The sequence below is a fragment of the Saccharothrix stipae genome (assembly GCF_054781895.1).
In genome coordinates this window covers 512,575-534,026 of record NZ_BAAGTN010000009.1, presented here as the reverse complement: position 1 = coordinate 534,026, position 21,452 = coordinate 512,575, and the positions used below count along the sequence as shown (strand labels likewise).

The window sequence follows — 21,452 nt, the reverse complement described above, 5'->3', positions numbered from 1 at the left end:
GCCCGTCCGGTTGATGCGCTATCGAGTAGAACACGTCTTCGTCACGAGGTGTATCGGGTGACTAGCGGTGCGTAGATCAATAACCGTTCCCCTGGCAGTCGATTACGTCTAATCTGACCACAGACATCATCGTTGGGGGGGAGCCGGTGGAGAACCGACGTCCCCGGATTCTCCCGATTGCTGAGATAGTTCACCCGACTGCGAACCCCCTGGTCACGCACAGTGTGCACGACCTCCAGCCCTCTCTCCTCCGGTCACGGAGATTCCCCCGACCGGTCGAGCGACAAGCACCCGAACGGTCCGCACGCCGGAGTGACGACGCCGAGGAGGCTCGCCGATGACCCAGCCGCCCGAGGTCGCGCCCGAACCAGCCGCCGGAGTGAACGAAATCACCGTCTCCGTGACCGTTTCGGGCGAAGATCAGGTTACCGGTGGCGACCGGCAAACCGGGCGGCGGGTGCAGCGGACGGTCAACTTCGACCAGGACGTGCTGGCCCGGGCGCGGGCGGCGGCGACCTACCTGGCGGCGTACGAGGAGGCGGCGGGCGTGCGCAGCCTGGCCGACATCGTGAACCCGGCGGTCGAGGCCTACGTGGCCGAGCTGGAACGCCGCTACAACGGCGGCGCCGCCTTCCGCCCGGTGTTCCGCATGCCCCCGGGCCGCCCCTCCCGCCGCACCTAACCCCCACCCCCCGCGAGAGTCCTACCTCCAGCCCGCGCGAGTCCTACGTTCAGAACGCGCGTGTCCTACGTTCAGAACGCGCGTGTCCTACGTTCAGAACGCGCGTGTCCTACGTTCGCGTACCCCGAGTTCAACGCTCAGAACAGTCGATCTTGTTCTGAACGTTGAACTCGGGTGTTCTGAACGTAGGACTCTCGCGACGCGAACGTAGGACTCGCGGGGGGTTGGGGGTCGACACGCGGGATGGGGCCCCTTCCGACCCCCAGGTGCGGAAGGGACCCCATCGGGTGTGCGCAGGTGCGCGGGTCAGCTGAGACCGGAGATGCGCCAGAAGCCGTGGGTCGGCTGGGTGTCCGGGCCGACCGGGCCCTTGTTCCAGAAGTAGTCGTCGAAGTTGGCCAGGCCGCCGAAGCCGATCGGGCCCATGGTCGCCCACCTCACCGACGCGGGCTGGGTGTCGATCGACGCCTGCGCCCACGCGTCACGGACCTTCATCGGCTTGTTCCACCACAGGAACGGCGTCCGCACGAGGTAGTTGGCGAACTTCCCGCCGTGCGAGGCGCTGTGGTACGACACGGTGTCGAAGCTGTTGATCTGGTGCAGCCCCCGGAACGCCTTGCCCCAGCGCGTCGCCCAGCTCTGCCCGCCCGACGTGCCCTGCAGGATCGAGCAGGTGAACAGGCTCATCCACTCGACGTCCCGGTTGCCCCAGCGCGCGTCGTTGTTGGACAGGAACGTGTCGGTGTTGCTGCTGCACCCGGCGAACGAGAAGCCGGTCGGCGAGCCGTGGCCCTGCCAGTACGTCATGTCGACGTCGTCGGCGTAGAGGTGGTCCTGACCGCCGGGGAACACCGGGTCCTTGAAGTCGCGCTCCCACGCGTTGTGGTTGACCCAGCTGAACTGCACCGGCACGCCGGCCGCGGTGAACCGGTTGTTGAACGACGCCAGGTTGTTCGCCGTCCACGGCAGGCCGGAGCACGGGCCCGTGCCCTCGCTGCCGACGTCGATCCGGTTGGTCCACTGCGGGCTGAGCGCACCCTCCTCGCGCGGCGGGTCCGCCGGGCCGGGCTCCGGCAGCCGGGCGTCCACCGCCGCACCGACGATCACCGACTGGACGGCCGCGCCGTCGGAGTTCACGCCGTCGCACCGCAGGCCGGGCTCCAGCTTCTCGACCTTCTCGGCCAACGCCGGCGCCTCGTACACGTAGGACACGCCAGTCGGCCGCACGCTCCTGCCGAACACCTCGGCGCACCGCTCGCGACCCTCGTCCAGGCTCAGCACGGGCACGCTGCCCGCCTTCACCACGTCACGGGTGCTGTGGGTGAGACCGGCGACGGCGCCCTGGCCGTCGTACGCGACCCGGAGCTTCGCGCCCGGGCCCTCCAGCGGCACGCCGTCGAGCGTGAAGGTGAACGACACCGCGGTGTCCAGCGGCGCGGTGACGACCGCCTTCTGGTTGGCGTCGACGATCTCGAACGTCGTCTGCCCGGCGGTGGGCGTGGCGTTGTCCGGCAGCAGACCGGCCCCGCGCAGGGTTTCGAGGGCGCGCTTGGTGGCGTCCTCGACCGGGATGGCGCGCAGGCGTCTCAGCGAGTCGACGTCGAGCGCCGTCCGGGCGGTCTCGGCGCCGTCCTCGTCCGGCTTGCCCGCGCCCAGGTCCAGGCCGGGCACGCGCAGGTAGGTCGACTCGTCGGCGAACGACACCGAGCCGTCCTCGCCGAGCTGGACGTCCTTCAGGCCGAACGCGCGCTGGAGCACGGCGGCCTGGTCCTGGGTGAGGCCGGTGGACCGGACCTCGTACACCGGCAGCTCCGCCGGTGCGGCCGCGGCCGTGGCGCCGGCTCCCGTGACCGCCGCCGCGCCCAGCAAACCCGTCAGGGCGAGCCAGGTGGTGGCACGCCTCCTGTTGGTGGACATGTGCTTCCCCTCCTCGTGGTACCGCGGGGCAGGGCCCGTGGTCTGCGAGGAGGACTCACACCGGACGGGGTTGATACCGACGACCGACCGACAACCACTCGAACGGCCTCATTTGTGTAACGCCGCTGCCGCACAGGGGATCTACAGGCGGACAGGTGGGCCTTGAGGGCCTTTGAGGGCCGAAGGGCGGATGAGTCGGCATGTAAGCCGGATTCTGTTCCCGGGCGCCTCGCGGCGGTCCCGTTCGGCGGCCATCCATCTCGGCCTGCCGTTGCCGACAGGCTCGTGCGGCCTACCCGCAGGCATCGGGCGGGCAGCCCTCGAACGCCTGCGCAGGTGCCCTGGGGCACCCTCTTGGCCTTGCTCCGGGTGGGGTTTACCTAGCCGTTCCCGTCACCGGGGACGCTGGTGGTCTCTTACACCACCGTTTCACCCTTACCCCGACTCGCGCCGGGGCGGTCTGTTCTCTGTGGCACTGTCCCGAGGGTCGCCCCTGGTTGCCGTTGACAACCACCCTGCCCTGTGGAGTCCGGACTTTCCTCGGCGGCGGATCCGGAGACCCGCCGACGCGGCCGCCCTGCCGACTCATCCGCACCACCAGGATACCGACGGGCTTCCCAGGCAGTGGAACCAGGGCGGCGAAACCTTGTCGCGATGTGGGCTTGCTGCTCTACTCGAAACCATGGCAGGAATCGGGGGACTCACCCGCCGCCGGCACGTCGACTTCGGCCGCACCGCCGCCGCGATCTGTTGTCGCTGACAGTTTTACCTCGTACTCCGAGCCTTTTCGCGAAAGGTGCCAGCGACCCATGTCCTCCATTCTGCTGATTTCCGGCGGCCCGTCGCCGACGTCCCGGACCGGCGTCGTCGTCTCGCACGTCGAAGGGCTGCTGCGCGAGGCCGGGTACGCGGTGCGCACCCTGCACGTACGGCAGTTGCCGACGTTGCCGCTGCTCACCGAGGACCTGCGGGACCCGGAGATCGGTGACGCGGTCGCCGCGGTGCTGCGCGCGGACGGCATCGTGGTCGCCAGCCCGGTCTACCGCGCGGCCTACAGCGGGCTGGTGAAAGCGCTGGTCGACTTGTTGCCGAAGAAGGCGTTGCGCGGCCGGGTGATCCTGCCGTTGGCGACGGGCGGCAGCCAGGGATTCGTGGTCGCGATGGACTACGCGTTGAACCCGCTGCTCGCGGGCAAAGGCGCGGATTCGGTGCTGCGCGGCGAATTCGTGCTCGACCCGGACATCCAGGGCTCGACCATCGCGCCGAAAGCCGCCGACGCGATTCGCGACGCGGTGGACCGGTTCGCGCTGGCGGTCGAGGACGCCCGGCTGCGGCGCGAACGGCCCCGGCTGCGGCCCGCCGGCTAGCCGCGACGCTCGGTCAGGCGCCGCCACTCGGCGAGGTCGTCGCGAGTGGTCAGCGTGTCGGGGTGGTCGGCACCCAGGACCCGCACCTGGTCGACGAGCAGCGCCTCCAACTCGACCACGGCGCCGACCGCGTCACCGGCCTCGCGCAGCCGGCGGGCGAGGTTGGCGCGGGTGTCCAGGGTGTGGAGGTGGTCGGGTCCCAAGACCCGGAGCTGGTCCACGAGCAGCGATCGGTACTCGGCCAGGGCTTGCGCCGAGTCACCGGCCTCACCGCGCCAGTAGGCCAGGCTGCTGCGCGTGGTCAACGTCTTCGGGTGGTCCGGACCCAGGACCCGCAGCCGATCGGCGAGCAACACCTCGTACTCCGCCACGGCACCCGCCGGATCACCCGCCTCACCACGCCAGTGGGCGAGGTTCGCGCGGGTCGTCAACGTGTCCGGGTGGTCGGGGTCGAGGTGCGCGGCGAGGTCGTCGCGGGCGGCCTGGCTGGTGAACACCGCGAGCGGCGTGCCGTTGGGGTCGAGCAGGCTGGCCAGCTCAAGCAGTGCGCGGGCCAGGCCGCCGCCCCGCCGGCGGACAGGTCGGCGCGGTCGATGGACAGCGACCAGGTGGCGGCGACCGTGGCCTGGTGCTCGGGGAGCGCGTCCTCCGGCGGGGTGAGTTCGGTCAGGGTGCGGCGCCGGTCGGCCGGCATCCGGCGGTAGGCGGCGACGGTGAGCAGGGGCTGGTCGACGATGAACGCCGCGGCTTGGCCCAGGGCCAGCGGCAGCCACGCCAGGTCCCCGGCCAGCCCGCGCAACCGGGTCAGGTCGCCACCGTCGGCCACGCCGACCGCCAGGGCGCCGGCCAGGTAGGCCACCGCCTCGGCCTCGGTGAACACGTCCAGTTCGACCAGCCGGTGACCGCCCCGGGTCAGGGCGGTGTCACGCAGGCGGCTGGTGAGGATCACCTGCCCCGTGCGGCACCGGGGCCGACCGGTGGATGACGACCGTCGCGTCGCGACCGGCCTGCACCGCCATCCCTGTGCCCGGGACCACGGCGTGCTGAAGAAGCCCCTCCCCGGTGCCGTCGCCCACCACCACGCGACCTCGCCCCCCACCCGACCGACACGATCGGCCACCACTCACACCATCCGCCCCACAACGAGGCGACACACCGCACAATTACGGCGACACGGGCGCTGGTGCCGCTGGTCGAGGCGGGGGTGCCCAGCGTGGGCGACGCGCCCCTAGGTCAGGTGCGAGGTGTCGTTGACCAGCCGCACGGAGGCATGGCCGTCGGGGTAGAACTCGACCACCGACAGCGACGCGAGGTCGAGGTGCAGGCGGAACAGCAGCGACGGGCCCACGTCCAGCGCCATCCGCAGCAGCGACTTGATCGGCGTGACGTGGCTGACCACGACGACGTTCGCGGCGCCGAAGCGGGAGACTGCGGCGTTGCGCGCCCGCCGCACCCGGTGGTGCACCTGGTCGAAGCTCTCGCCGCCGGGCGCGGGCACGGACGGGTCGCCGAGCCACCGCCGGTGCACGTCGGGGTCGCGTTCGGCGGCCTCGGTGAAGGTCAGCCCTTCCCACGCGCCGAAGTCGGTCTCGATCAGGTCGTCGTCCCACGACAGCTCGGCGCCGGTGGCCGCGGCGACCGCCCGCGCCGTCTCCCGGGCCCGACCCAACGGCGACGACACGATCGCGGTCAGGCCCTCGACCTTGGCCAGCCGGCGTGCCGCGGCCTCGGCCTGCCCGCGCCCGACCTCGGTCAGCGGCGGGTTGCCGCGCCCGGAGTAGCGGCGGGCCACCGACAGCTCGGTCTGCCCGTGCCGCAGCAGGTACAGCCGGGTCGGCTCGCCGACCGCGCCGGTCCACGACGCGGGTGACGTGGTCGCCGCCGCGTCCGCCCGCAACGCCCCGTCGGCCTGCGACGTCGGGTCCGGTTGCTGCGGCTCCGGCCGGGCGGGTTCGGCCCGCGCCGGCCGCGAGACGCCCGCCTGCTCGTCCATCGCCAGGTTCGCCAGCCGGTCCGCGCGCTGGTTGCGCTCGCGCGGGATCCACTCGTAGCTCACCCGGTCGAACGCCCGCGCCACCTCCCGCGCCTGCGCGACCAGCGGCGTCATGGACGGGTGCTTGACCTTCCACCGGCCCGACATCTGCTCGACCACGAGCTTGGAGTCCATCCGCACGTCGACGGCGGACGCGCCCAGCTCCGCCGCCGCCCGCAGCCCGGCGATGAGCCCCTGGTACTCGGCCACGTTGTTGGTGGCCACGCCGATCCCGGCCGAACGCTCGGCCAGCACCTCACCCGAGGCGTCCAGCACGACGGCCCCGTACCCGGCGGGCCCGGGGTTGCCGCGCGAGCCGCCGTCGGCCTCGACGACGACCTTCACAGACCCGATTCCCCGGTCCGCACCATGATCGCGCCGCACTCATCGCACTGGATGACCTCGTCCGCCGCGGACTCCTTGATGTTGGCGAACGCGTTGCGGTCCAGTTCGATGCGGCACGCGCCGCAGCGCCGTGACTGCAACAGCGCCGCGCCGATGTTCTTCTGCTTGCGCACCCGCTCGTAGAGCGCCAGCAGCGGCTCGGGGAACTGGCCGACCATGCGTTGGCGGTCGGCGGTGCGCTTGGTGTCGGTCGACTCCAGGTCGGCCAACGCGCTGTCCCGGCGGCGGGCCGCGTCCGACAGCGCCTCCTGCGCCTTGTCCAGCGCGACCCGGGCGTGCTGGATGTCGGCCTCGACCGCCTCGCGGCGTTCCATCAGCTCCAGCAGGTCGTCCTCCAGCGCGCCGCGGCGGCGGCCGAGGGTGGCCAGCTCGTGCTCCAGGTCGGTGAGCTGCTTGGCGCCGACGGCACCGCCCTGGAGGAGCTTGCGGTCGCGCTCCTCGCGGGCGCGGACCTGGTCGATCTCGGTCTCCTGCCGCTTGACCTCGCGGTTGAGGTCGCCCAGGGTCGTCTCGATCGTGGTCAGCGCGTCCTGCTTGGCGCGGAACTGCTTCTCCGCCTCGGCGATCTCCGCGATCTCGGGCAGCGTGCGGCGCCGATGGGTGACGCGCGACAGTTCGGCGTCGACCTGGGCGAGGTCGAGCAGCCTGCGCTGCACGGCGGGATCGGCTTTCACTGTGAGCCTCTCATTCGGGGTGCTCGGTGTTCGGTCGTCACGCCGACGGTCCACGGGTCGGTCCGGCGGGTCGAGACCAGGACTTCGACCGTACCGCCGAGCGCGGTGCGCACGACGTGCGCCGCCTGCTCGCACCACGGCCACTCACTGGCCCAGTGGGCCACGTCGACCAGGGCCGGCCCGCCCGCGGCCAGGTGCTCGCCCGCCGGGTGGTGGCGCAGGTCCGCGGTGACGTAGGCGTCCACGCCCGCGCGTGCCGCGGCGGTGAGGTAGCCGTCGCCCGCGCCGCCGCACACCGCGACCCGGCGGATCGGGCGGTCCGGGTCGCCCGCCGCGCGCACGCCCCACGCCGTCGCGGGCAGGCCGTCGGCGACGCGCCGGGTGAACTCGCGCAGCGGTTCGGGCCGGTCGAGTTCGCCGATCCGGCCGATGCCGGTGCCGGTGCCAATGCCGATCCCGGTCCCGGGTTCGCCGGCCGCGGGCACCAGCGGGCCGGTGACGCGCAGGCCGAGGGCCTCGGCGAGGGCGTCCGAGACGCCGGGGTTGGCCGCGTCGGCGTTGGTGTGGGCGGTGTAGAGCGCGACGCCGGCGCGGATGAGCCGGTGCACCAGCCCGCCCTTCGGGTCGTCGGCGGGCACGCCCGTGACGCCACGCAGCATCAGCGGGTGGTGCGCCACCAGCAACTGCGCGCCCACCTCCAGCGCTTCATCCACTGTGGACTCGACCGGGTCGACGCAGAACAGCGCCCTCGACACCGGTTCGGCGCGGTCGCCGCAGACGAGGCCGACGGCGTCCCAGGACTCCGCGGTCGCGGGCGGGTAGGCGGCCTCCAGCGCGGCCAGCACGTCCCCGAGCGTGGTCAAAGCTCCTCCAGCACGACTCGCAGCGCGTCCACCAGCACGGCGAACTCCTCGGGCGCGCGCACCGCGACCCGGATGTGGTCGGGGGTCAGGCCCGGGAACGTGTCACCGCGCCGCACCGCGACCCCCTTGTCCCGCAACGCCTGCCGCACCCGCGGCCCCTGCGGCACGCGCAGCAGCACGAACGGCGCGTCCGGCGGCACGACGACCAGGTCCCCGAGCCGGTCGACGGCGTGCGCGGTGTGCTCCCGGGCCTCCCGGGCCGACGCCTCCGCCTCCGCCACGGCCGACGGCTCGCAGCACGCCGTGACGGCCTCCAGCACCAGGCTCCCCACCGGCCACTGCGGTCGCGGCAGCGCCAGCCGGGCCAGCAGGTCGGGCGCGCCGAGCAGGTAGCCCGCGCGCAGGCCCGCCAAGCCCCACGTCTTGGTCAGGCTGCGCAGCACCAGCAGCCCGGGCAGGTCGGCGCGACCGGCCAGCGACTCCGGCTCGCCGGGCACGGTGTCGGCGAACGCCTCGTCCACCACCAGCACCCGGCCCGGCCTGCTCAGCGACGCCACCACGTCGGCCGGGTGCAGCACGGACGTCGGGTTGGTCGGGTTGCCCAGCACCACCAGGTCGGCCTCGTCGGGCACCAGCTCGGGCCGCAGCGCGTAGTCGTCCTCGGGCCACAACGCCACCCGCTGCACCGGCACGCCCGCGTCCCGCAACGCCACCTCGGGCTCGGTGAACGACGGGTGCACCACCGCGGCCAGGCACGGGTGCAGGTTGGGCAGCAGCGCGAACCCCTCCGCGGCGCCGTTGAGGATCAGCACCTCGTCCGGGTCGCGGCCGTGCCGTGCGGCGACGGCGGCGCGGGCGCGTTCGTCGGCGGCGGCGGCCGGGTAGGAGCCGAGGTCGTCGAGCACGGCGACCAGCCGGTCGCGCAGCCACGCGGGCGGCGTGGGCAACCGGACGTTCACCGCGAAGTCCGCGAGCCCGGGCGCGGCGTCGACGTCCCCGTGGTGGCGCAGCAGCGCCCGGCCGGAATCCTGGCTGGTCATCGGCGCGAGTCTAGGCGACCTGCCGGCGGCCGACCCGCGCGCTAGGCGATCTGGGAGGCGGCCCAGTCCAGGTAGGCGCCCGGCAGCTCGCGCAGGATGCCCAGCGCCTCCGAGTCGGGCAGGTCCGGCAGCGCGTGCACCGCCTGCGCGGCCAACGCCGTGCAGTGCGCGAGCGTGTCGGCGACCAGGCTGGTCTGCCGCAGCTCCGCCAGCAGCCGGGTCAGCTCGGCGTCGGTCAGCTCACGGCCGCGTTCGGCCAGCAGCGTGCGCTGGTCGTCGGTCAACGCGCGCAGCAGCGGCAGCGTGTAGACGCCCTGGCGGATGTCGTTGCCGACCGGCTTGCCCAGCCGCTGCGCGGTGGAGGCGAGGTCCAGCAGGTCGTCGAGGATCTGGAACATCAGCCCGAACAACGCGCCGAACCGGGCCATGGCGGCCGTGGTGGCCTCGTCCGCGTCCGCGCAGTGCGCCGCCAGCACACACCCCACCTCGAACAACGCGCCGGTCTTCAGCTCGATGGACCGCACCGCGTCGTCCGGGCCGCGGTACGGGTCGAACAGGTCGACGACCTCCAGCACCTGCCCCTCGACCAGGTCGGTCACGGCCCGCGCGAGCCTGCTCGCGGCGAACGGCGAGATCCGGTCCAGCGCGGCCTGGCTGGCGCGGGCCAGCATGAAGTCGCCGACCAGCACGGCGGGGCCCGTGCCCCAGTCCGCGTTGACCGTGCGCACACCGCGCCGTTCCTCGGCGTTGTCCATCAGGTCGTCGTGCACCAGGGAGCCCGCGTGCAGCAGTTCGACGCACGCGGCGGCCGTGACGGCCTTGTCGGTGATCTCACCCGACACGGCCAGCGAGCCGGACAGGATGAGCACCGAGCGCAGCCTCTTGCCGCCGGCCGCGGTGATGCGGCCGGAGAAGGCGTTCACGATCGGCAGCGAGGACGACGTCGCCAGGGCCCGGATCTCGTCCTCGACCCTCGGCAGCGCACTGGCGAGCGCCGGCATGGTCGGCATGGTCGACCGCCCCCGGTCCGACGACGTTCCCGAGCTCGACGACTTCACTGTGGACACACGGTGATCGTCCCGCGCGCCACCTGAGAGCGCGCTGAGATCGCGTGCGCCGTCACCGCCGCGTGAGCCGCCGCGGCAACCTCACAGCATCGAGGCGGCCACCGCGAAGAACAGCAGGGCGAAGCTCAGGACCAGGTGCGCCGGCGAGGGCACCTCGTACCGGGCCGCCCGGCACAGCGAAGGGTCGGTCACCACCGGACGCCGACCTTCCGACGACCCCTCCGCACACGACACATGCGAGTCATCCACGTTCCTTCCCGACACATTCCCCACACCATTGGCGTCGGAATTGCGGGCCGATCCGTTACCCGTTATCACGCTTTCGCAGACTCTCTTCCGCCGCTGAGAGCAGTCGGGCCCGGTCCTGCCGGGCCAACCGCTTCCGTTCCCGCTCGCGCACCCATGCTCGCACGTCGCCGGCGCCCAGACCGACCGCCTCACGGTAGAACTCGTCCTCGAACCACCACCACACCCGAATGCCGTACCGGGCAATGCGCACGGGCTGTTCCCGACGCAACACGTCGAGTGACGAGAAATCGGCGACCAGCACCGGAGGGCACCCCGTGCCGACGAAGAAATGCCTTTTCCGGAACACGAAACGGCGGTGGGTGAAGAATCCGGCGTTGGGATCGGGGGCGAGCCCGCCGGGCGACGTCACGGGCCGCGGCCGGGCGAACGCGGGCGTCTCGGGCCAGGCACGGCGGCGCACCGCCACCACCACCCCGGCGGCCACCACGACCGCGAGCAGCACGACGACCCCGACCACGACCCCGGACATGCTTGGACCCCCAACACCGAGCCGGTCGTGGGGCGCCGACCTGGCAGACTCCCCTGCCGTGACGCTGACCGTCTCGTTCATCTGCACCGGCAACATCTGCCGCTCCCCCGTGGCCGCGATCATATTCCGCGAGCACCTGCGCCGTGCCGGGCTGGGTGACGTCGTCGAGGTGACCAGCGCCGGCACCGGCGGGTGGCACGTCGGCGACCCGGCCGACCCCCGCGCGGCGAAGTCGTTGGCCGACAACGGTTACCCGACCGAGCACACCGCCGCCCAGGTGGGAGAGAACCACCTCGACGCCGACCTGCTGGTCGCGTTGGACTCCGGGCACGCGCGGCAGCTGCGGCGGATGGTCGCCGACCCGGCCCGGGTCCGGCTGCTGCGCTCGTTCGACCCGGACGCGGACGGCGTGGACGTGCCCGACCCCTACTACGGCGACAAGGCGGGCTTCGACCACGTGGTGGAGCTGGTGGAGGCCTCCGTGCCGGGGCTGTTGGCGTGGGTGCGCGAGCGGCTGTGAGGCCGGCCGAGGCGGCGGCGGAGCTGACCGGTGCGGCGGCGATCGCGGTGCGGCAGCTCGGCGGGGACGTGTGGGAGGTCGACCTCGCCGACGGCGACGCGGTGGTCGTGAAGCGGCACGAGGAGCCGAACGCGGTGCTCGCCGAGGCCGCCTCGCTGGCGTGGTTGGCCGAACCCGGGGGACCGCCGGTGCCGCGGGTGCGCGGGCACGGTGGGCGGTGGTTGGCGCTGGACCGGGTCGAGCCGGGACCGCCGACCCCACGAGCCGCGGCCGAGTTCGGTCGTCGGCTCGCCGCGCTGCACGCGACCGGCGCGCCGGCGTTCGGCGCTCCCCCGCCCGGTGGGCCGGTCGACGCGTCGATCGGCAAGGCACCGATGCGCAACGTTGCATCCGGCAACTGGGCGGAGTGGTTCGCCGAGCACCGGATCGCCCACTACGCCCGGTTGGCGGTGGACGCGGGCGCGATGACCGCCGCCGAGGCCCGGACCGTCGAGGACGTCCGGGTGGAGGCGCCGGACGAGCCGCCCGCCCGGCTGCACGGCGACCTGTGGGCGGGCAACGTGCACTGGGCCGCCGACGGCCGCGCGTGGCTCATCGACCCGGCCGCGCACGGCGGCCACCGGGAGAGCGACCTGGCCATGCTGGCCCTGTTCGGCTGCCCGCACCTGGACCGCGTGCTCGCCGCCTACGACGAGGCCGCGCCGCTGGCCGACGGCTGGCGCGACCGGGTGCCGCTGCACCAGCTGTTCCCGGTGCTCGTGCACGCCGTGCTGTTCGGCCGCGGATACGCCCGACAGGCGTTGTCGCTGGCGCGATCGCTGCCATGATGACGGCATGGGGATCAAGGCGTTCGACCGCGACGACTGGCAGTGGCTCAACGAGCCGCGGTCCTGGAGCGACCAGGACGGGTTGACCATCACCAGCGACCCGGAGACCGACTTCTGGCGCACCACCCACTACGGCTACGACCGCGACAGCGGCCACGTGCTGGGAGTGCCCCTGGCCGGCGACTTCACCATCGCCGCCTCGTTCACCGCGGACTACGCCGCCCAGTACGACCAGGCCGGCCTCGCGCTGTGGCTCGACGACCGGAACTGGATCAAGGCCGGGGTCGAGCTCGTGGACGACGAGTTCCAGGTCAGCACCGTGGTGACCAGGGACTTCTCCGACTGGTCGGTGGTGCCCGCCGGGCACGTGGGCCGGGTGACGATCGCGGCGGTGCGCGAGGGCGACGCGGTGACCGTCCGCTACGGCGTGGGCGACGCCGAGCCGACCACCATGCTGCGGCTGGCGTACTTCCCGCCGGAGGTCCGGACGCTGGCGGGCGTGATGGTGGCCGCGCCGACGGGCCCCGGCTTCACCGCCCGATTCGACCGGGTGCAGGTCACAACGGCCTAGGGCTTACCGTGGTCACGTGCGGTTGAAGTTCCTGTTGCGACCCGGCTGGCTGGCGTTGACGCTGGCGGTGTGGGTGTTCGCGGGCGCGTGCTTCACCCTGCTCGCGCCGTGGCAGTTCCACCGCGACGCCGAGCGCGAGGCGCAGAACCACGCGGTCACCTCGTCCGTCCGCACCGACCCGGTGCCCGTCACCGCGCTGCTCGACCGACCCGCCGCCGAGGTCGAGTGGCGACGCGTGACGCTCACCGGCCGCTACCTGCCCGACGGGCAGGCCGTGGCGCGGCTGCGGACCGTGCAGGGCGAGGCGGCGTTCGAGGTGCTGACGCCGTTCCAGCTGGCCGGCGGGCCCGTGGTGCTGGTCGACCGCGGCTACGTGCGGCCGGTCAACGGCATCAAGGTGCCCGACCTCGCCCCCCTGCCGACCGGGGACGTGACGCTGGTCGCGCTCGTCCGCCGGGACGAGTCGGACGCCCGCGACGCGTTCCAGGAGGACCGGCACCGCCAGGTGTACTCGGTGAACTCCGCCGTGGTCGGCCGGGCCGCCGGGCTCGACATCCGGCCGGGCTACTTCCAGCTCACCGAGGGCCAGCCCGGCGTCGAGCAGGCCCTGCCGCTGCCGAAGCTCGACGCGGGCCCGTTCTTCTCCTACGCGTTGCAGTGGATCGCGTTCGGCGCGATGGCGCTGGGCGGCTGGCTGTACTTCACCGTCCGCGAGATCCGGCCCGGCGGCGCGCTCCGCGAGGACGACGGCCCGGAGGGCAAGACCGAGGACGGCAGGACCAAGGTCAGGCGGAAGTCCGTCGCCGAACAGCTCGCCGAAGACGAGGCCGCGCCAGCGCGATGACCGCGGTCACGGCCGCCGCCGACGCGCCGACCACTCGCGACAGCTCCACCGCACGCGTGACGTGACCCGCGTCGGGGTTGCGGCCGTGCCCGAGCACCGGCCGGTCCTCCGCGCCGTGCGCGTACACCGTGCGACCGCCGAGCCGGACCTCCAAGGCACCCGCGAACGCCGCCTCGACCTGGCCCGCGTTGGGGCTGGGGTGCGCCGCCGCGTCCCGCCGCCACGTCCGCCACGCCTCGCTCGCGGACCCGCCGACGACCGGCGCGCCCGCCGCCGTGAGCAGCGCGGCCAGCCGCGAGGGCAGCAGGTTGGCCACGTCGTCCAGCCGGGCCGCGGCCCACCCGAACCGCAGGTACCGCTCGTTGCGGTGGCCGACCATGGCGTCGAGGGTGTTCGCCGCGCGGTAGCCGAGCAGGCCGGGCACGCCCGCGACCGCGCCCCAGAACAGCGGGGCCACCACGGCGTCGGACGTGTTCTCCGCCACGGACTCGACGGTCGCCTTCGCCAGGCCCATCGTGTCGAGCTTGCGCGGCTCACGCCCGCAGAGGTTGGGCAAACGATTGCGCGCCGCTTCGAGGTCGCCGCCGTCCAGCTCGCGGCCCATCGCGGTGCCCTCGTCGGCCAACGACGACCCGCCGAGCACGAGCCACGTCGCGGCGGCCGTGGTGAGGGCCTGGACGACCTGGCCGCGCCTGCCCAACCGCTCCACCGCGACACCCGCGAGGACCGTGCCGCCGACGAGCACCGCCGTGTGCGCCACACCGCCCACCCGGTGGTCGCGGTACAGCCTGCGCTCCAGCGCCGCCGCCGCACGTCCGAATCCCGCTACCGGGTGATACTTCCGGGGGTCGCCGAACACCGCGTCAGCGGCCACGCCCAGCACCAACCCCACCGCGCGCCCCAGACTCACACGGGCACGGTAGCCCGCACGTGTCGGACCGCCGCATTAGGGTGGCGCACCGTGGAACCAGCCGGCCGCCTCAAGCTCTACGCGTACCTGGACGCCCGTGATCACCAGCGCACCTACCTGGCGATCATGCGGTTGTTCACCTCGACGCTGCTGGCCGACCTGTCCGCGGGCGAGGTCGCGGGCGCGCTGGCGGGCGCCGAGCGGGAGGGCCGGGTCGAGCCCGGCGAGTCGCGCATCGAGAACGTGCTCAACCGGCTCCGGCAGCTGGTCGAGTGGGGCAACCTGGTGCAGGGCAGGCGCGAGGTGGTGGCCTCCAGCATCGCCGAGTTCCAGCACGGCAGCGTGCGCTACCAGGTCAGCAAGCTCGCCGTCCGGGTGCAGCGCGACGTGGACGAGCTGCTGCGGGTGCCGGAGGGCGCGCGGGAGGTCTCACGGGAGCTGCTGCCCGCCGTGGAACGCGGTCTCGACCGGCTGGGGCGGTCGCTGTCGGAGGCGTTGATCAGCGGTGCGCCGCGGTCGCGCGAGGTGCTGGCCGAGCAGGTGACCACGCTGTTCCTCCAGCACGCCGAGCTGGCCGCGACCGTGCGCGACTTCTACGCCTACCTGGGGCAGGTCGTGACGCGGCACCACCTGGCGCCGGAGGAGATCTCCGGGTTCCGCAACCTGCTGGTCGAGTACATCCAGATGGTCGTGGAGGACGTGCTGCGGCACACCCCGGCCATCGCCGAGGCCCTGGCCCGGGTCACCTCCGCGCGCTCCGAGCTGCTCCGGCTGCTGGGCCGCGCCGACCTCGGCGAGCAGGTCGAACGGGCGCGCGGCCGATCGGCCGAGGACTGGCAGGAGCTGACCGACTGGTTCGTGGACCGGCCCGGCCGGCCGAGCCAGGTGACGGCGCTGCGCGAGGCCACCGCCCGGGCGATCGGGTCGTTGCTGGCCAGCGTGAAGCGGGCCACGTCCGGCGGCGGGCTGCTGCCCAGCCGGCGGGCCGAGCTGCTCAAGCTGGCCGGCTGGTTCGACGCGGGCACCCGGGCGCAGGCGCACGAGCTGTACGCGGCGGCGTTCGGCCTGCACTCGGCGCGGCACGTGTCGCCCGCGCCCGAGCACGACAGCGACAACGAGCGCACGCCGTGGCGGGACGGTCCGGTGGTCGACGTGCAGGTGAGCGTGCGCAGCCGGGGTGATCGCGGTGCGCGCGGGCGCACGTCGCGGATCTTGGACGACCCGATGACCGAGCAGTCGTTGCTGGCCGAGGCGCGGGAGGCGGACGAGCGGCGGGCGGCCTCGGTGGCCGAGCTGGCGGCGGCCGCGCCCCGGTTGGCCGAGACGACGTTGTCCGGCGAAGCGCTCGGCGTGTTGTGCGAGCTGCTGACGTTGGCCATGGCGCAGCGCGACACGGCGGCCGACCCGGGTTCGGCGACCGATCCCGTGCGCGGGCTGCGGGTGACGGTGGCGCACGCCGCCGGCCGTGCCACGCGGATCCGTTCGGCGGCGGGGACGTTGACGCTGCACGACTCGACGTTGGTGCTCGACTGATGTTCGACGACCTCTCCGAGATCGACGCGGCGAACGTGGTGCGCTGCGCCCGCACCCTGCTGCGGCGGCCGTTGCTGCGCGCCGACGGGCCGGACGGCGAGCTGCTCACGCTGGTCTTCCGGCACCGGGCCGCGTTGCAGGACCTGTTCGCCCGGGTGCTGGGCTACCGGCTGGTGGTGGAACGGCGGTTCGCGCGGCTCTACAAGGCCGGGCCGGGACCCGACGACTCGCGCGGCGTGCTCGGCATGTCGCCGCGCGGCTACGCGTACGTGGCGCTGACCATGGCGGTGCTGACCGGGATCGGGCGGCAGGCGTTGCTGTCGCGGCTGGTGGCGGACGTCCGTGCGGCGGCCGTGGAGGCCGGGCTCACCGTCGTGGACGACGTCACCGACCGGCGCGCGTTGACGGCGGCGTTGCGGCACCTGGTGTCGCTGGGCGTGCTGCACGAGACCGAGGGCACGGTGGACGTGCAGGCCGAGGCGTTGATCACGATCGACACCGACCTGCTCGGCCAGCTGCTGACCGGTCCGGTGGCGGAGGCGTCGGACCCGGCACGGCTGGTGGAGCTGGCCGCACGGCCCGGTCCGCGCGGGGTCGAGCACGCGGTGCGGCGCAAGCTGGTGGAGAACCCCGTGGTGCTGTACGCGGACCTGCCGCCCGAGCAGGCGGAGTGGTTGCGGCGCAACCAGCGCAAGGAGTCCGCGTTGCTGGAGACGTGCTTCGGCCTGCACACCGAGTGCCGGGTCGAGGGCGTGCTGGCCGCCGACCCCGAGGACTACCTGACCGACCTGTACTTCCCCGGCACGTCCACCGTGGCGCGGATCGCTCTGCTGGCGTTGCCGGAGCTGCTCTCCTCGCCGCACCGCTCCGACGGACGGCACGTGGTCGCCGCAGCGGAGGTGAGGTCGGTGTGCGAGCGGTTGGTGGCGGACTACCCGACCGCGTGGTCCAAGCAGTTCACCGAAGACCCGGACCGGCTGGTCGACGAGGTGCTGGAGCTGTTGCGCCGGATGGGGTTGGCGGTGCCCGACCCCGATCCGGCGGGGGACGGGTGGCTGCTCAACGCGGCCGCGCACCGGTGGCTGCCCTCGCCGGACGGCGACCCGGAACGTGACGTGGAGCCGGTGGTCGTGCCGGACGTGCCCAGCTGGTCGTTGTTCGACGAGGAGACCGCGTGAACAGGTGGCGGCTGCACAGGGGCGGCATCGTCAACATCTGGCAGTACACCGAGCAGGAGTTCGACTTCTCCGGTGGGCGCGCGATCTTCCAGGGCACCAACGGGTCCGGCAAGTCGCGCACGCTGGAACTGCTGCTGCCGCTGTGCCTGGACGGCGACCTGCGACAGGTCGGCTCCAAGGGCTTCGACACGGTGTCGCTGCGCCGGCTCATGCTGGACGACTACGACGGCGGGCCCAACCGGATCGGGTACGCGTGGGTGGAGCTGACCCGCGGCGCGGACTCGGGCTCGCAGGAGTTCCTGACCTGCGGGTTGGGGGTGAAGGCGTCCAAGACGTCCCAGGCGATCACCGACTCGTGGCGGTTCATCACCTCGTCCCGCGTGGGTCGTGGCCTGTCGTTGGTGGGTCCGGACCGCACGCCGTTGGGTCCGGCGCAGCTGCGTGACCTGATCGGCGCGGACTGCGTGCTGGAAGAGGCCGCGTTCCGGGCGCGCGTGGCCGAGACCGTGTACGGCGTGCCCGCGCCCCGGTACGGCGACCTGCTGCACCTGCAACGGACGCTGCGCAACCCCGACGTCGGGTTGAAGGTGCTGGAGGGGCAGCTGGAGCAGATCCTGTCCGACGCCCTGCCGCCGTTGGACTCGGCGATGGTCGAGCAGCTGGCGACGTCGTTCGACGACCTGGAGTCGATCCGGGAGAACATCACCCGGCTGTCGTCGGCCGACGCGGCGCTCGGGACGTTCCTGAAGACGTACTCGGACTACGCGTTCGGTGGGTTGCGGGCGGCGGCGGAGCGGTTGGGCGCGGCCGAGGACGGGGTGCGCAAGCTGGAGCGGGCGTCGGCGCGGCTGTCGGCGTCGTTGGCGGAGACGTTGGCGGCGCGTGCGGCGGCGGAGCACTCGTTGACGTCGTTGGAGGCCGGTGAGCAGCAGGCCGAGGAGACCATCGGGGCGTTGAAGGAGCTGCCCGCGTTCCGCGACCTCCAGGACCTCCAGACGCGCGAGAAGCTGGTGGCGGAGAAGCGCTCGTCGGCGGCCGCGGCGTTGGACATGGCGAACAAGCAGCGGTTGCAGGAGGACGGCGCGGTCGACGGCGTGCTGCGGTTGCTGCGGCGGTTGGCCGAGGACCTCGGCTCGGCGCAGGAGTTGGTCGAGCCGTTGCGCCACCACCTGCGGGTGAGCGGCCTCGACACCTCGGCGGTGCCCGACGTCCCCGGCGTGTCCGCTTCGGACGCCCTGGTCCGCACGGAGTCGGTGCGGGCCAAGCCCGACCCCGAAGCCGAACCACTGCCGATCGAACGCCGCGTGCCGCCCGCCGCCGAGGTGGGTGGCGAGGTGCTGGAGGCGGTGGCGGCGAGGATGTCGGAGATCGCCGCCGCGGCCCGGCAGCGCGGGGCGTTGGCGCTGGCCCTGGCCGCGCGGGCGGCCGAGTTGGATGCGGCGCAACGGCAGGTGGACACCCTCCGTCAGACCGCGCGGGATGCCCAGCACGCATCGACCGAGGCGGCGGCGTTGCGCAACCAGGAGGCGCAGGAACTGGCCGAGGTGGCCCAGGACTGGTTGGCCGAGGTCGAGTCGTGGCGGACCTCGGGCCCGTTGGCGGAGGTCCGGCCGGACACCACGCTTGACGTGCCCACCACGGTCGACCCAGCCGCCGCCCGTACTCTCACCACGGCCGCCCGCGACTGGGTGGGTCCTCTGGTGACGGCTGCCCGGGACGACGCGCATGCCGTCGTGCAGCGGCGGTCGGACCTGGCCGCGGCCATCAACGGGCTGGACGCGGAACTCTCCGGCCTGCGTTCGGGGACGGCGCAGGCACCGGAACGTGGTCGCTTCACCGCGGCGGACCGGGACTCCGGCGACGGTGCCCCGTTCTACCGCCTGGTCGACTTCGCCCCGTCGGTGGACGAGGCGTCGCGGGCAGGTCTGGAAGCGGCTCTGGAGGCATCCGGCCTCTTGGACGCCTGGGTGCCGGGATCACTTTCGGGTGAACATGGCCCGAATATGTACGGAAACACTGTTACCACCACTCGGTTGAAAACCAGCGGAACCGCCGAAACCACCCCCGACCCCTCAGACCCCCCGCGGACAACTCCCCACGACGTGCCGACCGCACCTCACGACGTGCTGGCCGTACCCGGCACCCCGGTAGCCGGCCCGTCCCTGGCGACGGTCCTGATCCCGGCCGTCGAGCCGAACTCCCCGGTGCCGGCCGCAGTCGTGGCGGACTTGCTCGCGTCGGTGTCCCTGCACACCCTCGCCCCCGCCAAGGCCCCCAGCCCCACCCCTCAGCCCGCCCCTGACCCGACCCCCGCGCCTGGCCGTGACCCTGCCCCCGCCGCCGGATTCGCGGTGTCGCCGGACGGACGGTGGCAGGCAGGCGTGCTGACCGGCGCGTGGCACAAGGACGCGGCGGAGTTCATCGGCGCGGGGGCCCGCGAAGCCGCCCGCCGGCGCCGGATCGCGGAGCTGGAGGACGAGTTGGCCACCCTGCGCGCCGACCTGGGCGCGGCCGAAGCCGACCTCGCCGCCGCGCACGGCCGGGTCGAGCAGTGGGAGGCCCACCTCGACCGCTTCCCCGCCGACCGCGAGCTCGTCGCCCGGCACGGCCGCCTCCAAGCCGCCCAGGAATCGGCCGACCGGGCGGCCCGCCGTGCCCAGGAGCTGCGCGACGAACTCGCCGCCGCCCAGGCCCGCGGCGAGGCCGCCGCCGCCGAAGTCGTGCGCCAGGCGGGCGACGCGGGCCTGCCCGCCACCACCGACGGCCTGCGGCAGGCCCAACAGGCGGCGGCCGAGGCGCAGCGCACGGCCGATCGGCTGGGTGACGTGCTGCGCCGCCAGTGCCGCGGCACGGTCGCCGATCTGACCGACGCGACCCACCGCTACCACGCCGCCGTGGACGATCGGGTTGCGGCCGAAGCGGATGCGGAGGCGCGGTGCGTGGACTACGCGTCGCAGGCGTCGACGTTGGCCGAGCTGACCGACGCGATCGGCGGCGAGGCAAGGGAAATCGCGGCTCAACTGTCCACTGTGGAGCGTTCGCGGCGGGAGATGCGCGACGAGTTGAAGGGTGTGCGGGAGCAGGTCGCGTCGGCGCGCGAGCAGGCGGCCAAGTTGAGCGCCCAGATCGAGACCTCGGCCGAACAGCTCGCCTCCGCGCGCGACACCCTGACCCACGCGACCGAGCACTTCAAGGCCACCGTGCAGGCCCCCGGCATCCTGGTGGCCGCACTGCCGGATGTGCCGGAGGACGTCACGTCGGTGCGCGCGGCACTGGCCGGCTCCGACCGCCGCGGCGCGGGTGAGGCGACCGTGATCACCAAGCTCCAGGCGTTGCAGACCTCGCTGGCCGGCAGCCACGACATCGCCGCCGAGCAGCACGTCGGCCTGCTCACCGTCACCGTCACCGGCGAGGAGGGTGCCCGGCCGGTGGCCGTGGCCGCACGGCAGGTCACCGCGAAGTTGGCCGAACAGCGCGGTTTCCTCGACGAGCAGTACCAGAACATCTTCGCCGACTACCTGATCCGCGACCTGGCCGAGTGGCTGCGCGGGCAGATCGCGGTCGCCGAGGACCTGTGCAAGCGGATGAACGAGGTGCTCGGCAAGGCCCGGTCGAGCCAGGGCGTGCACGTGAAGCTGGCGTGGAAGCCGTCGGCGGCGTTGGAGGAGGAGACGCGCGACGCGCTCGCACTGGTCCGCCTGCCGTACGCGGACCGCGATCCCGACGAGGACGCCACCCTGCGGCGCGTGTTCACCGAGCGCATCGAAGCCGAACGCGACGCGCACACCGGCAACTACGCCGAGATCCTGTCCCGCGCCCTGGACTACCGCACGTGGCACCAGTTCACCGTCACGGTCGCCGACACCGGCCCGGACGGCAACCCGCGCGAACGCCGGCTGCGGCAGCTGTCGTCCGGCGAGACGCGGCTGATCTCGTACGTGACGCTGTTCGCGGCGGCGGCGTCGTTCTACGACGCGGTGAGCGGCGAGTTCTCGCCGTTGCGGTTGGTGCTGCTGGACGAGGCGTTCGAGCGGCTGGACGACCCGACGATCGCGCGGATGCTCGGCCTGCTGGTGGACCTCGACATGGACTGGGTGATCACCTGGCCGAGCGGCTGGGGCGTGTCCGACAAGATCCCGCGGATGCACATCTACGACGTGCTGCGCCCCAAGAACGGCCGCGGCGTGGCGTGCACTCAGACGACGTGGGACGGCGCGGCACTGGACCGCGTCGACCCCTGAACG

Annotated in this window: 19 protein-coding genes and 1 other RNA gene; 9 read left to right on the top strand and 11 right to left on the bottom strand. The window is 73.2% G+C overall.

Translation table 11 applies throughout. The features are described 5' to 3' along the window. Positions 1 to 337 precede the first annotated feature (337 nt). Positions 338 to 682 (top strand): hypothetical protein, encoded by a 345-nt coding sequence (locus ACYVLT_RS25665; protein WP_360462520.1) that lies wholly within the window; start codon positions 338 to 340, stop codon positions 680 to 682. Between the two features lie 306 nt (positions 683 to 988). Here ACYVLT_RS25665 and ACYVLT_RS25660 read toward each other — a convergent pair whose 3' ends face one another. Continuing rightward, positions 989 to 2,599, bottom strand: a complete 1,611-nt coding sequence (locus ACYVLT_RS25660) for a DUF6345 domain-containing protein (protein ID WP_461122750.1) — start codon at positions 2,597 to 2,599, stop codon at positions 989 to 991. Between the two features lie 187 nt (positions 2,600 to 2,786). Continuing rightward, positions 2,787 to 3,187, bottom strand: an RNA gene (gene rnpB, locus ACYVLT_RS25655) — RNase P RNA component class A. Between the two features lie 221 nt (positions 3,188 to 3,408). Here rnpB and ACYVLT_RS25650 point away from each other — a divergent pair. Continuing rightward, positions 3,409 to 3,966 carry an NAD(P)H-dependent oxidoreductase gene (locus tag ACYVLT_RS25650; RefSeq protein ID WP_461122749.1) on the top strand — a complete coding sequence of 186 codons (558 nt, stop codon included), beginning with the start codon at positions 3,409 to 3,411 and terminating at the stop codon, positions 3,964 to 3,966. Here ACYVLT_RS25650 and ACYVLT_RS25645 read toward each other — a convergent pair. The 8 genes from ACYVLT_RS25645 to ACYVLT_RS25610 all read right to left on the bottom strand — a co-directional run bounded on the left by ACYVLT_RS25645 (position 3,963) and on the right by ACYVLT_RS25610 (position 10,825). After that, the gene (locus tag ACYVLT_RS25645; protein ID WP_461122748.1) at positions 3,963 to 4,463 is read right to left on the bottom strand and encodes a tetratricopeptide repeat protein; all 501 of its coding nucleotides are present in this window, start codon (positions 4,461 to 4,463) and stop codon (positions 3,963 to 3,965) included. The two genes, ACYVLT_RS25650 and ACYVLT_RS25645, sit on opposite strands and share 4 nt — an antisense overlap. Beyond that, complete coding sequence (locus ACYVLT_RS25640; RefSeq protein WP_461122747.1) at positions 4,394 to 4,915, bottom strand: hypothetical protein; 522 nt, start codon at positions 4,913 to 4,915, stop codon at positions 4,394 to 4,396. The genes ACYVLT_RS25645 and ACYVLT_RS25640 overlap by 70 nt, the downstream gene beginning before the upstream one ends. 279 nt (positions 4,916 to 5,194) lie before the next feature. Next, positions 5,195 to 6,343 carry a bifunctional RNase H/acid phosphatase gene (locus ACYVLT_RS25635; protein WP_461122746.1) on the bottom strand — a complete coding sequence of 383 codons (1,149 nt, stop codon included), beginning with the start codon at positions 6,341 to 6,343 and terminating at the stop codon, positions 5,195 to 5,197. After that, the gene (locus tag ACYVLT_RS25630) at positions 6,340 to 7,077 is read right to left on the bottom strand and encodes a zinc ribbon domain-containing protein (protein WP_461122745.1); all 738 of its coding nucleotides are present in this window, start codon (positions 7,075 to 7,077) and stop codon (positions 6,340 to 6,342) included. Before ACYVLT_RS25630 ends, ACYVLT_RS25635 begins: the two co-directional genes overlap by 4 nt. After that, positions 7,074 to 7,940 (bottom strand): Nif3-like dinuclear metal center hexameric protein, encoded by an 867-nt coding sequence (locus ACYVLT_RS25625; protein WP_461122744.1) that lies wholly within the window; start codon positions 7,938 to 7,940, stop codon positions 7,074 to 7,076. Before ACYVLT_RS25625 ends, ACYVLT_RS25630 begins: the two co-directional genes overlap by 4 nt. Continuing rightward, the gene (gene cobC, locus ACYVLT_RS25620; protein WP_461122743.1) at positions 7,937 to 8,980 is read right to left on the bottom strand and encodes an Rv2231c family pyridoxal phosphate-dependent protein CobC; all 1,044 of its coding nucleotides are present in this window, start codon (positions 8,978 to 8,980) and stop codon (positions 7,937 to 7,939) included. Before cobC ends, ACYVLT_RS25625 begins: the two co-directional genes overlap by 4 nt. Before the next feature lie 41 nt (positions 8,981 to 9,021). Continuing rightward, entirely contained in the window at positions 9,022 to 9,981 is a 960-nt protein-coding gene (locus ACYVLT_RS25615; protein WP_461122742.1) for a polyprenyl synthetase family protein, read from the bottom strand. A gap of 370 nt (positions 9,982 to 10,351) precedes the next feature. Beyond that, positions 10,352 to 10,825: a hypothetical protein gene (locus ACYVLT_RS25610; RefSeq protein ID WP_461122741.1), complete on the bottom strand. Its 474-nt coding sequence runs from the start codon at positions 10,823 to 10,825 to the stop codon at positions 10,352 to 10,354. A 64-nt stretch (positions 10,826 to 10,889) separates the two neighbouring features. Between ACYVLT_RS25610 and ACYVLT_RS25605 the strand changes: the two genes are divergently transcribed. Genes ACYVLT_RS25605 through ACYVLT_RS25590 form a run of 4 tightly spaced genes read left to right on the top strand, consistent with a single transcriptional unit; the run spans position 10,890 to position 13,587 of the window. Then, positions 10,890 to 11,345 carry a low molecular weight protein-tyrosine-phosphatase gene (locus ACYVLT_RS25605; RefSeq protein ID WP_461122797.1) on the top strand — a complete coding sequence of 152 codons (456 nt, stop codon included), beginning with the start codon at positions 10,890 to 10,892 and terminating at the stop codon, positions 11,343 to 11,345. Then, positions 11,342 to 12,172, top strand: coding sequence for a fructosamine kinase family protein (locus tag ACYVLT_RS25600; protein WP_461122740.1), 831 nt, complete (start codon positions 11,342 to 11,344; stop codon positions 12,170 to 12,172). The genes ACYVLT_RS25605 and ACYVLT_RS25600 overlap by 4 nt, the downstream gene beginning before the upstream one ends. A 7-nt stretch (positions 12,173 to 12,179) precedes the next feature. Then, entirely contained in the window at positions 12,180 to 12,743 is a 564-nt protein-coding gene (locus tag ACYVLT_RS25595; RefSeq protein WP_461122739.1) for a DUF1349 domain-containing protein, read from the top strand. Positions 12,744 to 12,759: 16 nt separating this feature from the next. Then, positions 12,760 to 13,587 carry an SURF1 family cytochrome oxidase biogenesis protein gene (locus ACYVLT_RS25590; RefSeq protein WP_461122738.1) on the top strand — a complete coding sequence of 276 codons (828 nt, stop codon included), beginning with the start codon at positions 12,760 to 12,762 and terminating at the stop codon, positions 13,585 to 13,587. On the opposite strand, the gene ACYVLT_RS25585 is transcribed toward ACYVLT_RS25590, so the two are convergent. Further along, a complete protein-coding gene (locus tag ACYVLT_RS25585) occupies positions 13,529 to 14,497 on the bottom strand; it encodes a cobalamin biosynthesis protein (RefSeq protein WP_461122737.1) in 969 nt (322 codons plus the stop codon). The genes ACYVLT_RS25590 and ACYVLT_RS25585 overlap by 59 nt on opposite strands. Positions 14,498 to 14,548: 51 nt before the next feature. Between ACYVLT_RS25585 and ACYVLT_RS25580 the strand changes: the two genes are divergently transcribed. From ACYVLT_RS25580 to ACYVLT_RS25570, 3 genes are read left to right on the top strand one after another with little or no spacing between them, the layout of a single operon-like run. After that, positions 14,549 to 16,030: a DUF2397 domain-containing protein gene (locus ACYVLT_RS25580; protein ID WP_461122736.1), complete on the top strand. Its 1,482-nt coding sequence runs from the start codon at positions 14,549 to 14,551 to the stop codon at positions 16,028 to 16,030. Beyond that, the gene (locus ACYVLT_RS25575; RefSeq protein WP_461122735.1) at positions 16,030 to 17,208 is read left to right on the top strand and encodes a TIGR02678 family protein; all 1,179 of its coding nucleotides are present in this window, start codon (positions 16,030 to 16,032) and stop codon (positions 17,206 to 17,208) included. Before ACYVLT_RS25580 ends, ACYVLT_RS25575 begins: the two co-directional genes overlap by 1 nt. Beyond that, the gene (locus tag ACYVLT_RS25570; protein WP_461122734.1) at positions 17,205 to 21,449 is read left to right on the top strand and encodes an SbcC/MukB-like Walker B domain-containing protein; all 4,245 of its coding nucleotides are present in this window, start codon (positions 17,205 to 17,207) and stop codon (positions 21,447 to 21,449) included. The genes ACYVLT_RS25575 and ACYVLT_RS25570 overlap by 4 nt, the downstream gene beginning before the upstream one ends. The last annotated feature ends 3 nt before the right edge of the window (positions 21,450 to 21,452 follow it).

Coding starts and splice junctions, on each gene's coding strand:
- ACYVLT_RS25665 (WP_360462520.1), top strand. CDS start 338: ATGACCCAGCCGCCCGAGGTCGCGCCCGAACCAGCCGCCGGAGTGAAC.
- ACYVLT_RS25660 (WP_461122750.1), bottom strand. CDS start 2,599: ATGTCCACCAACAGGAGGCGTGCCACCACCTGGCTCGCCCTGACGGGT.
- ACYVLT_RS25650 (WP_461122749.1), top strand. CDS start 3,409: ATGTCCTCCATTCTGCTGATTTCCGGCGGCCCGTCGCCGACGTCCCGG.
- cobC (WP_461122743.1), bottom strand. CDS start 8,980: ATGACCAGCCAGGATTCCGGCCGGGCGCTGCTGCGCCACCACGGGGAC.
- ACYVLT_RS25615 (WP_461122742.1), bottom strand. CDS start 9,981: ATGCCGGCGCTCGCCAGTGCGCTGCCGAGGGTCGAGGACGAGATCCGG.
- ACYVLT_RS25610 (WP_461122741.1), bottom strand. CDS start 10,825: ATGTCCGGGGTCGTGGTCGGGGTCGTCGTGCTGCTCGCGGTCGTGGTG.
- ACYVLT_RS25595 (WP_461122739.1), top strand. CDS start 12,180: ATGGGGATCAAGGCGTTCGACCGCGACGACTGGCAGTGGCTCAACGAG.
- ACYVLT_RS25575 (WP_461122735.1), top strand. CDS start 16,030: ATGTTCGACGACCTCTCCGAGATCGACGCGGCGAACGTGGTGCGCTGC.